Source organism: Lactonifactor longoviformis, from assembly GCF_042848515.1.
Lineage (GTDB): Bacteria > Bacillota > Clostridia > Lachnospirales > Lachnospiraceae > Lactonifactor > Lactonifactor longoviformis.
Map to the genome: position 1 here is coordinate 2,313,546 of NZ_AP031453.1, position 11,269 is coordinate 2,324,814.

Consider the following 11,269-nt stretch of genomic DNA (forward strand, 5'->3'; position numbering starts at 1 on the left):
TAATTATATTGCACAAAAAACTTGTGGTGAATGGTAAAATATGACGAAAAACACATAATATATGAGAAAAATCTTGACATTTGGAAAGATTGTGCTTAATATAAATTTATAAAGTTTATAAATTTACAAAGCAAAGGAGAAATATAAATGATGAAGGCAAAACGGATATCTGCAATGTTGTTGGCGTCGGTAATGATTCTGGGGAGTGTCGGTTGCGGAAAAGGAGATTCCGGGGGAAGCACAAAGGATGTAGCCTCCGGTGAAACACTCGAGTTGCAGGCAGGACATGCTTTGACTGAAGACTCGCCCTATCATCTAGCGCTTACCCAGTGGGCTGACGAAGTATATGAAAAGACAGAGGGAAGGGTGAAAATCGAAGTTTTTGCAAATTCAGTTTTGGGCAATGAGAGGGATATGATAGAGGCGCTTCAGATGGGGACTCTTGACATTACACTTCCGAATTCAGCCCCTTTGAGTAATTTTACGGATGCGTTAAAGGTTTTTGATCTCCCGTTTTTATTTGAGGATACAGAGGATGCCTATGCTGTTATAGACAGTGATATCGGCAGCAATATGCTGGATTCCCTACAGGAAATCGGTGTTGTGGGTCTTTCCATGTGGGAAAATGGGTTCCGCTATATAGCCAATAATAAAATGGAAGTTAAAACTCCGGAAGATCTGAAGGGGATGAAGATTAGGACTATGGAAAATCCTATACACATGGCTTCTTTTAAGGCCTGGGGAGCGGATGCTACTGCGATGGCCTGGGGAGAAGTTTATACAGCTCTGCAGCAAAAAACCATTGACGGCCTTGAAAACCCTGTTTCGCCTATATACCAGAATAAACTTCATGAAGTGGCCCCTTACCTGACAATGACAGGGCATTTCTACTGTCCGGCACCTCTTTTGATTTCTCAGAAAACCTGGGAAAAGATCTCCGAAGCAGATCAGAAAGTAATAAAAGAATTAAGCGATAAATACAAAGATATTGAACGGCAGTTGTGTGCTGATATAGAGGTAGAATATAAGGAAAAAATGCTGGAGGAGGGTGTCTCCATTGTTGAAGATATAGATAAGGCGGCATGGCGTGAAGCAGCACAGCCTGTATATGACGACTATGAAGATGAAGTCGGCAGGGATTTGATAAAACAGATACAGGAGATGACATCCAAGTAAAGAGGTAAAGATGATGAAAAAATTAGACCGATATTTAGACACTTTTGAGACAGGGGCCTTCTCGTTACTCCTATCCATTATGACTATAGTGGTATTTATACAGGTAATATGCAGGTATATTCTGCATGCCTCCCTTCCATGGAGCGAGGAAGTATCCCGTTACTGTATGATATATACTGTATTTATAGGAGTTGGTGCCGGCCTGAAGGCGGGGACACATACCGGAGTGGATGCTCTGGTAATGATTCTTCCGCAAAAAGCAAAGTGGATAGTTATTCTGATAGAAAAAATTATGTGCTTTATCCTTTCAGGGATATTTTTTGGGCTTTCTGCGGAGGTTGTCATACAATTATTTGAGAGTGGGCAGAAGTCGGCAACACTCTTTATACCTATTGCTTTTGCATACCTTGCTATGCCTGTAGGTTTTTTGGGGGGAATGGTAAGAAGTGCCCAGAATATAGGGATACATATAAAAGAAAAAAAGGGGGAGAAAAGGTAAATGGCGTCTATATTATTTGTTGGACTTATTGTGCTGATTGTCATAGGCATGCCTTTGGCATATGCCCTTGGGGGTTCTGCCTTTTTGGCCATTGTCTCCTCAGATCTTCCTAATATACTGACTGTACAGCGGTTTTTTACTGGGGTTGATTCCTTTACTCTTATGGCGATTCCATTCTTTATGATTAGCGGCTCACTGATGAGCAAAGGAGGAGTATCCAATCGGCTCATTAAATTATGCAGTATCTTTTTAAGAAAATTCCCCGGTGGATTGGCTATTGTCACTGTAGTTGCATGCACCTTTTTTGGGGCTATCAGTGGTTCTGCACCGGCTACCGCAGCGGCTATCGGAGGTATTATGATACCTGTTATGCTGAAGAACAGGTATGCGCCTGATTTTGCCATGTCAACAGTTGCCAGCGCAGGCTATCTAGGGGTGATTATACCTCCAAGCATTACCATGGTAACATATGGGGTTGCTGCTGGAGCTTCTATCGGAGATATGTTTATGGCAGGAATATTTCCGGGGCTGCTTCTGTGTCTGGGAATGTGCGCCTATTCCTTCTTTGTGGGACGGAAAAATAATTATATAATGGTGAGAGAGGAAGCACAGCCTGAGGATGGGAATATACTGAGGACAGTGGTGGAAGCTATTCCTGCTCTGCTTATGCCCATTATCATTTTGGGGGGAATCTACGGAGGCATATTTACTCCCACAGAGGCCGGGTGCGTTTCCGTTGTGTATGGACTGCTGGTGGGATTCTTTATTTATAAAGAGCTTAAACTGTCGGATCTTCCTGGGATATTTAAGTCTTCTGCCCTGAGTACATCTATGATTTTGCTTATCATTGGATGCGCTTCAGCGTTTGGAAATATTATTACCAGGGAAATGATCCCTAACAAAGTGGCAACGCTACTTATAGGGTTCTCTGACAATAAAGTGGTATTTTTGATTCTCGTAAATGTACTTCTTCTTATCGTCGGATGTTTTATGGAAACAAACACAGCGATTATGATCATAGCTCCGATTCTTCTCCCTGTAGCTCAGCAATTGGGAATCGACATTGTACATTTCGGCATTATCATGGTAATCAACCTGGCGATTGGGCTTCTAACGCCGCCCCTTGGAATGAATCTTTATGTGGCGACAGGGATTACCGGTAAGAAAGTATCGGATATATTGGGAAAAAATCTAATAGGATACATTGTGATTTCTATTGCCATACTGTTGATTATCACGTATGTACCGTCGATCAGCACATTTTTGCCGGGTCTGATTGCCGGCAGATAAAATTACTTACAAGAGGGGGGAAGGCATCTTTTATTTGTCTGTCCGTGACAAAGAATATACGTCTGATGCTGTGGGGCTTAGGCCTTCCCCTTTATTATCTGATCCGTCGGCCGGAAAGCGGGTCCGACGGCAGCCCCCAGGTATTAAAATTGACTAGAAGGGAAAGAATTATGGTAATATTAAAAAATGCACAAATATTTGACGGAATTCATGATGAATTACTCAGACGTGCCGCGGTTGTAATAGAAAATGGAAAAATTATAGATGTAATTCCTGAATGCAGTATAGACTTTGCACAAGGCAGAATTATTGATTTGAAAGGGAAAATAATTGCACCAGGATTTATAGACTGTCATGTACATTTTATGCTGGACGAAGTTCCGGACAAAGAGCGTCAAATGAACGATCAGTCTGCTGGAGGCGTACTCTTCAAGAATGCTGATTCTTATGTGGCTTTTCGGGCGGTGGAAAATGCAAGAAAGACACTGGAGGCTGGATTCACTACTGTGGTAGACGGCGGTGGTGTGGATTATGTGGATGTAGCTTTAAAGGATGCTATTTCATTGGGATATGTCCAGGGACCCGATTATTTTGTAAGCGGAAAGCAGATTACTGCCTGGACATCACACTTTCGGGGACTGGGCCAGGAGACCTACGGGCCCTGGGGGATGCGAAGGATGGTAAGAGAGCAGCTCTACTGGGGCGTGGACCAGATTAAGATAGAAAATTCGGCACCTATCCGCTCAGTAGGAAGAAGCCTTTCGAAAAGTGCCTTTACTTTGGATGAAATGTCGGCAGCTGTAGAGGAGGCCCACTCCGCTGGCCTTCTGGTCAGTGTACATGCCCGGGGGGAAAGCCCCATAGAAGTAGCCGCAGAGGCTGATGCAGATCTTATCTGCCATGGAACAGGAATCAGCGAAAAAGGAATTGAGATGCTTTTAAAAAAGGGGATTTACATACTTCCAACTCTGGCATCGCCGAACCCGGAACCGGAACCACATATCGTAAATGCAAAAAGCAGCCGGGTTGTAGAGCTTTTAAAAGAAACCGGGCGGCTGCAGTGGGAAAGTATTAAAAGGGCTTACCAGTCTGGAGTGAAAATGGCTCTGTCTACCGATGCCGGAGGTGTAGGTATAAAACACGGGGAGAATGCGAAAGAAATGCTGAGGATGAGACAGATGGGTATGTCAAATCTGGAATGTCTGCGGGCTGCAACTTCAGAAGCAGCTAAGGCGATGAGATTTACTGACGTCGGACGTGTGGAGACCGGAATGAAGGCTGACCTTGTAATTCTGAAGGAAAATCCGTTAGAACACCTGGAGACAGTGTTAGATGTGGAAGGTGTTCTAAAAAAGGGCAGGTTTATCAAGGGTATTGCGTAATGGCAGAATGAACTATAGAGAGAGGTATCCGCAGGATGTGCTGTCTTGATTATTTATCTCCCCTTGCCCACGGTTTCCGGGTAAGGCAATGAAACTGTCCGGAGGCAGTCGCCCCGGACTATGACCTAGCTGTATTGCATATATTTTAGTAATGCAGCTTTAGGAGTGAGATAAATGCCAGATTACGGCAGGTCCAGGCAATCGACGAACAGCAACAATGAGCAGAGCGTTGAGGTGTCAGAGATACAGCGCAAAGAATTGGAAAAACTAATTAAAATTGGGGTTTACAAAGAACTCTATAAAAAAAATGTACTGACGGAGTCTCAGCTAGATCTGCTAATAAAAGAGAGCAGTGTGCTGTGAAAAAGCTAAAGGTTGCCGCTTACTGCAGAGTTTCCACGGAACATGTGGATCAGGCCAATTCTCTGGTGAGTCAGCGCAGGTACTTCTCAGAGTATATCAGGAGTCATACGGACTGGGAGCTTGTAGACATTTATTATGACGAGGGGATGAGCGGCACACAGACAGCAAAGAGGGATGGCTTTAAACGTATGATACAAGATGCCATGGCTGGGAATATGGACCTGATTCTGACCAAAGAGGTCAGCAGATTCGCAAGAAACACTGTAGATACCCTGTATTATACAAGAAAATTAAAGGAATATAAGATTGGAGTTATCTTTACCATAGACAACATTGATACCAGAGAACAGGATGGAGAACTGCGCCTTACCATTATGGCCAGCATTGCTCAGGAGGAGAGCCGCAAAACCTCAGAGAGAGTAAAGTGGGGACAAAAACGGAGGATGGAACAGGGCGTTGTATTTGGAAGAGAGCTTCTGGGATATGAAGTGAAGGATGGAAAGCTGTATATTATTGAGGAGGAGGCCCGGATTGTGAGGGCTATTTTCCATAAATATACGAACGAGGAAAAAGGAACCTATGTCATAGCAAGAGAGCTTTTTGAGGAGGGATTTCCCTCAAAAAGCGGCCTTCTGTGGAGCAATGCCTCTATACTGCGTATCCTGAAAAATGAGAAATACGTAGGTGACCTCTGTCAGAAAAAAACAATTACGCCGGATTATCTCACACATAAGAAAAAATACAACAGAGGAGAAGAAGAAAAGATATATATAACCGATCACCATGCTCCGATTATCCACAGGGAGCTTTGGAACCGCACCCAGGAAGCACTGAGGGCAAGAACGTTTAAGGCCGGGGAACAGCAGAAACACAGCAGCCGTTACTGGTGCAGCGGTAAGCTAATATGCGGCAGATGCGGCCGAAGTTTTGTCAGCCGCACAAAAAAGAGAAAGGACGGAAGCCTGTATAAAGCGTGGAGATGCAGTGCCAATGCGGGGTATGGAAGAGAAAAAACAGACGATTTGGGGAGAAAGGCCGGGTGCGATAATCAGACGGTCAGTGAGAATGCCCTGTTAAGCTGTATGGACTTTGCAGCTGCCCGGGTGCCGGTATCATGGAATTCCCTGAAGGAAGAAGTGCTTATAAATCTGCGTAAATTGAAGCCTGCTGAGGGGGAACGGATGGAAATGGAGCGGCTGACGAGGAAAAGAGAGGCACTGGAAGAAAAAAAACGAAAGGCTATTGATTTGTTTTTGGAGGGAATGCTGAGCAGAGAAGACTTAAGAAAGCAGACCGGGTGGTATGAAGAAAAAATCGAGACTGTAAACCGTCAGATTCACACTGCAAAGGAAAAAGCAGGAGTAGTATCCGGTAATTTCTGTGAGGTATGTCATTACAGGGAGCTGCTGGATGAGATGCTGAATATTCCATCCGCCAGGGAGAGCATATACAGAGAGATTCTTGAAAAAATAATTATATATGACCATAATACGATGGCTGTCTGGCTAAAATGCCTGCCCGTAGGTTTCCATATGAAAATCAGAACCAGTGGAAGAGGGGAAAACTATACTACAAAATTATTGGAAATAAAATTACTCAGGAAAGAGAAAAAACCGGCAGGACTCTGAGCAATCCAGAGGCTGCCGGTTCCTTTTACGTGGCAAAAAGAAGAAAATTGTGCTAAAATTAAAAACAACATACAAATATCAGATACAATGCACCCGCTGTACAGAGCAGGTGAATACTCGGAGGAAAATATGGACAAACAGACATTAGAGAGAGTCAGAAAATTATTTGAGGGAGACCGGTTTGCAACAGAAAATGGCGCGGTCATAGAAGAGATTGCTGACCACTATGCAAAATGCAGTCTGATTCTGGAGCGCAGACACAGAAATGCTATGGGAGCAGCCATGGGAGGGGTATCCTTTACCCTGGCAGATTTCGCATTTGCAGTGGCTTCCAACTGGCAGGTGATGGGCACCGTATCTCTGAACTCCAGCATTACATACCTGGGGGCGCCGAAAGGGGAGAAGCTGATTGCAGAAGCTGTCTGTATTAAGGACGGACGCACCACCTGCTGTTATCAGATGAATGTCTACGACGAACTTGGCAATGCGGTTGCTGCGGTGCTGACAACCGGGTACCATAAATAGCAGAAAGGAGAGAAAAATGGAATTACTGGAACTTATGAAAAAGCGCAGAAGTATCAGGAAATATACACAGGAGGAGGTGCCCGAGGAAAAGCTGGAGATGATTCTGCAGGCGGGTCTGCTGTCTGCATCCGGCCGGGGAATCCGCCCCTGGGAGTTTATTGCAGTAAGAAATAGAGAGACCCTGAGAGCAATGTCAGGCTGCAGGGTGGGAGCGGCAAAGATGCTGGAAGGTGCAGACTGTGCCGTTGTTGTAATCGCAGATGCAGGGAAGACGGATGTGTGGACAGAGGACTGTTCCATAGCTATGTCCAATATGCACCTTATGGCGGACAGCCTGGGGATAGGAAGCTGCTGGATACAGGGCCGTCTCCGGGAAGCCGAAAAGGGTACCGCGGAGGAATATCTGAGACAGCTTCTTCACTATCCGGAGAACTTTAAATTAGAAGCAATCCTCTCTCTGGGGATTCCTGCAGAACATCCAACCCCCCATACCCTTGCGGAAGTAGAGACTGCCAAGATTCACAGAGAAAGGTATTGAGAGGCGTTCCATGCAAATTCTTATAGATGCGGATGCATGTCCGGTAATCAAAATTGCTGAGAAAGCTGCCATGGATTGTAAGGTACCTGTCACCCTGCTCTGCGATACCAATCATATGCTGCAGTCAGATTACAGCAGCATAAAGGTGATTGGAACCGGAGCAGATGCAGTGGATTTTGCCCTTATTACACTGTGCCGAGAGGGAGATATAGTGGTGACACAGGATTACGGTGTGGCAGCAATGGCATTGGGAAAAGGGGCTTACGGGATTCATCCCTCCGGAATGCTGTATACAGATAAAAATATAGACCAGCTTTTAATGGAGAGGCATCTGGCAAAAAAAGCACGGCGGTCCCCGTCCAAAAATCACATCAGGGGACCGAAAAAGAGGACAGGGGAAGATGACCGTCAGTTTGAACAGGCTTTTCGCAGGCTTCTGGAGACCGCGGGAGAAGGTGGGTAAGTTTTCTTAATCGATTGCTCTCAGCCGCTCTACAATGCTCTGTTTCTCCAGATTTCTAAAACACAGAAGCGGAACCAAAACAGAGAATCCCAGCAGAACAGGGATACAGATTCCCAAAGGAAGCAGTGTAAAACGAAACGTGCTGTATCCCCCCTCTACCATAGCACGCACACCGATCCCTACTGCGAAGGCACTGACCAGAAAAGAAACTCCAATGGTGATAACTGCATAATATAGTCCCTCATAAATCAGCATTCTGCAGAGCTGACGTTTTGTCATACCGACAGATTGAATCATAGCAAACTCTTTTTTTCTGGAAACAATAGCAGTAACCATGCTGTTTATAAAGTTCAGAATACCTACCAGTGCGATCACTAAGCTTATGGCATTTCCCATAACAGCGGAGGCACGGGTTTCAGCCTGATATTGTTCAATCATGGTCTGCCGGGAAGTAACAGGCAGGCTTGCATCCATATTTTTTGTATATTCATTCAGCATTTTCCGGGCGTCATTGAGGTGCGAATCCTCTATATTGAAAAAGAGCTTGCGCAGTGTATTATCCGGCCACTGTCTGCAGAATGCATCCGAGGGGAGAATAAAGCTCAGACTGAAGCCGCTTCCGCCTCCGTTTTCCATGGCTCCGCTGTCCACGGAATTCAGCGGATAGACAATCCCCATTACTGTATAAGTTTTTTCTTCTATTATAATGCTGTCCCCAACAGAGGGTGTGGGATAGACCTTATATTTTTCTTTCTCAGACTCATCGATGGCAGGACCAATTGCAAGTACGTAGTTCCCAGTGGCGAATGTCTCAGCATCATAGGTGCCGGAATAAAGATATTGTGACTGAGTAATAGTATCAAGGGGAATCCCATCCAGTCCATAGATGACAGTATCTGCCCGCTTATCCGCTATTGCAGCTTTCAATGCCTTAGGGCCGGTGGGATCGTAGGTGGACCAGTCATCCAGCATATCCTGCGTATAGAAGGCATTCAAGTTTTCAATTGTCTGTGCATCCATTTCCCAGGATAACTGGTGAGAGTACATATGACCCAGAGCTTCCAGACCTTCCAGTGCCTCCACGTCAGCAGTCAACTCATTGTTCAGCGTATTTCCCTGAGGATTGTAGCCGTTTACGGCATCTTCATGGGAGATATCTGCCAGTTCGAAATCAGCAATTGTCTGTCCGGATAGATATTTTTCCATATCAAAGGAGGCGTTTTTGGCGTAAAAACAGCTCAGGAGTACCAGGCCGAGTGTAAGGGAGCAGATTACAGTAACCGTACGCTTTTTGTTACGGCCAAGGTTAGCCCATGCCATTCCGGTCAGGGAGGCCCCTTTTCTTCCCTTCTTTGTCTTCTTTTTGCTTTTTGAGTCCGAGTCATTATATCGGAGTGCTTCCATGGGCGAAACTTTGCCCGCAAGCCTTGCGGGGCGCAGGCAGGATATCAGAACCGTTGCCCAGGCAAACAACGCAGAACCAAGGAAGATGGCGGGATGGGCTGATGTTACTGCAGATCCGCCGAAGGTACCCATTAGTACAGGAACCAGAACCATGCCCAGCAGAAAACCGAAGACTAAGCCGGCAGGAATTCCTATCAGACACAGGCGGTTAGCCTGGCCATATAGTATACGACGAATTTGTTTTGTGGTAGTGCCCAGAGTCTTTAATTTTCCATAAAACTGGATGTCTGCGGCTACGGAGATCTGGAAGATATTATAGATGATCAGATAGCCTGCGACGAATACCAGAATCATTCCCAGATACATGGGAATACTTTCCTGGACTGCTGTAGCATTCATTTCTGGGGAATAAGCCAGATTTACGCCGTATTCCAGCTGGGACAGCTGTGTGTCCGCCAGAATCTTATCCATAGAGGCTTCAATATTGCTGTCGCTGGGAAGAGAAACCTGAGCCATGTGAAGTCCCAGAATCTGATCTTCAGAGGGAGTTTGTCCGGCGGTCATCTCATCGGCGAAACTGCGGCTGACCCAGGCCATACTGGCATAGCTGGATTCATTCCCCTCCCAGTAGCCGCAGAGTGTAAAGCTTCCATTGGTTTTTTCTTCTTGGGAGAGGTCCTTTCTCCATTCCAGCGTGACATCCGCCCCTATCTCATGGGGAATTCCCAGCCGATCCAGAGTCAGGGTGTCAAGTGCAATTTCATCGGCTGTCTGAGGCATAGAGCCTGTGGTGGGCAGAGCGAACGAATGAGAGGCGTAACTGTCATTCCCCCAGCGTATTTCTACCTGCTTTCCTGCAAGGGATTTATTTTCCGCAAGGCCAAGCACAATGCTTTGCCCAAGCTCCTCAACATCCGGATGGGCGGCAATCCGTTCTGCCTGCTCTTCTGTTATATTTTTAAAAGAAGCCTGAGCGTCATACCCGGTTTGCCGGAACGTCATCTCTATCATATTTTTCTGCATACTCTGCGCCAGTACAAACAGAGTAGTAAACATTAGTGTAGTCAGAACAACGGCAATAACGGCCACGATATTTCTGGCTCTGTTGGCCCGAAAGCTGCGGCCGGTCAATGTGCGTAGGATAGATGTTTGCTTTTTCATGGTTTCACCGCCTTTACTCTGTGATTTTTCCGTCTTCAATGCGGATGATGCGATCAGCCTGCCGGGCAATTTCCGGGTTGTGAGTAATCATCACGATGGTTTGCCGGTATTGGCTGCCGGTAAGCTTCAGCAGTTGTATTACCTCGTCGCTTGTCTTGCTGTCCAGATTACCAGTAGGTTCGTCCGCCAGTATAATAGCCGGTTTGCTTGCCAGCGCTCTTGCGATAGCCACACGCTGCTGCTGGCCGCCGGATAGATGATTGGGCATATTGTCTAATTTCTTTTCCAGGCCCAGGAGTGATACGATTTCCATAATAAAGGTTTTATCGGGCTTCTTGCCGTCCAGCTGAATGGGCATAACAATATTTTCATAAACATTCAAAATTGGAACTAAATTATAGTTCTGGAAGATAAATCCAATTCTCTGACGCCGGAATACGGTCAGATCTTCATCAGAGAGCTTGCCAAGCTCAAATTTATCCACCTTGATACTCCCGGAGGTGGGGCGGTCCAGGCCTCCCAGCATATTCAGCAGGGTAGACTTGCCGCTTCCGGATGTGCCGATAACAGCCACGAATTCTCCCTGTTCGATAGAGAGAGTTACATTGTCCAGAGCTTTAACTATATTTGACTCACTGCCATATTGTTTGGTTAAGCGGGTGGTACTCAAAATACTCATACTAGATACCTCATTTCTGCAATTTTCATGTCCTCTCGGGAACTTGAGTTTATTATAATCCGCAGATAAAAAGGCACAATAGAAAATGCGAAAACTAACATTCTGTACGTAAAAACTAATACGGGTAGGGTACCTGAGGGCTTGGGTATTTCCGGTGAGAC

The 11,269-nt window shown here is 45.7% G+C and carries 11 protein-coding genes; 9 read left to right on the forward strand and 2 right to left on the reverse strand.

Annotation, left to right across the window (positions count from 1 at the left end; all coding sequences use genetic code 11):
• The first annotated feature begins 147 nt into the window (after window positions 1-147).
• From ACGHCT_RS10570 to ACGHCT_RS10610, 9 genes are all read left to right on the forward strand, one after another.
• Entirely contained in the window at window positions 148-1,176 is a 1,029-nt protein-coding gene (locus ACGHCT_RS10570) for a TRAP transporter substrate-binding protein (protein ID WP_390439936.1), read from the forward strand.
• 10 nt (window positions 1,177-1,186) lie between these two features.
• A complete protein-coding gene (locus tag ACGHCT_RS10575; protein WP_390439939.1) occupies window positions 1,187-1,675 on the forward strand; it encodes a TRAP transporter small permease in 489 nt (162 codons plus the stop codon).
• Entirely contained in the window at window positions 1,676-2,965 is a 1,290-nt protein-coding gene (locus ACGHCT_RS10580; protein WP_390439942.1) for a TRAP transporter large permease, read from the forward strand.
• 170 nt (window positions 2,966-3,135) lie between these two features.
• The gene (locus ACGHCT_RS10585; protein WP_390439945.1) at window positions 3,136-4,347 is read left to right on the forward strand and encodes an amidohydrolase family protein; all 1,212 of its coding nucleotides are present in this window, start codon (window positions 3,136-3,138) and stop codon (window positions 4,345-4,347) included.
• 174 nt (window positions 4,348-4,521) lie between these two features.
• Window positions 4,522-4,710 (forward strand): hypothetical protein, encoded by a 189-nt coding sequence (locus ACGHCT_RS10590; protein WP_072850062.1) that lies wholly within the window; start codon window positions 4,522-4,524, stop codon window positions 4,708-4,710.
• Window positions 4,707-6,338: a recombinase family protein gene (locus ACGHCT_RS10595; RefSeq protein WP_390439948.1), complete on the forward strand. Its 1,632-nt coding sequence runs from the start codon at window positions 4,707-4,709 to the stop codon at window positions 6,336-6,338. The genes ACGHCT_RS10590 and ACGHCT_RS10595 overlap by 4 nt, the downstream gene beginning before the upstream one ends.
• Window positions 6,339-6,467: 129 nt before the next feature.
• The gene (locus tag ACGHCT_RS10600) at window positions 6,468-6,863 is read left to right on the forward strand and encodes a PaaI family thioesterase (RefSeq protein ID WP_390439951.1); all 396 of its coding nucleotides are present in this window, start codon (window positions 6,468-6,470) and stop codon (window positions 6,861-6,863) included.
• 16 nt (window positions 6,864-6,879) lie between these two features.
• A complete protein-coding gene (locus ACGHCT_RS10605; RefSeq protein WP_072850056.1) occupies window positions 6,880-7,401 on the forward strand; it encodes a nitroreductase family protein in 522 nt (173 codons plus the stop codon).
• A gap of 10 nt (window positions 7,402-7,411) precedes the next feature.
• Entirely contained in the window at window positions 7,412-7,864 is a 453-nt protein-coding gene (locus ACGHCT_RS10610; RefSeq protein WP_072850054.1) for a YaiI/YqxD family protein, read from the forward strand.
• A gap of 6 nt (window positions 7,865-7,870) precedes the next feature.
• Here the strand turns inward: ACGHCT_RS10610 and ACGHCT_RS10615 are convergent, their stop codons facing one another.
• Window positions 7,871-10,429 carry an ABC transporter permease gene (locus tag ACGHCT_RS10615; protein ID WP_390439954.1) on the reverse strand — a complete coding sequence of 853 codons (2,559 nt, stop codon included), beginning with the start codon at window positions 10,427-10,429 and terminating at the stop codon, window positions 7,871-7,873.
• A 13-nt stretch (window positions 10,430-10,442) separates the two neighbouring features.
• The gene (locus tag ACGHCT_RS10620) at window positions 10,443-11,108 is read right to left on the reverse strand and encodes an ABC transporter ATP-binding protein (protein ID WP_390439956.1); all 666 of its coding nucleotides are present in this window, start codon (window positions 11,106-11,108) and stop codon (window positions 10,443-10,445) included.
• Window positions 11,109-11,269: the final 161 nt, after the last annotated feature.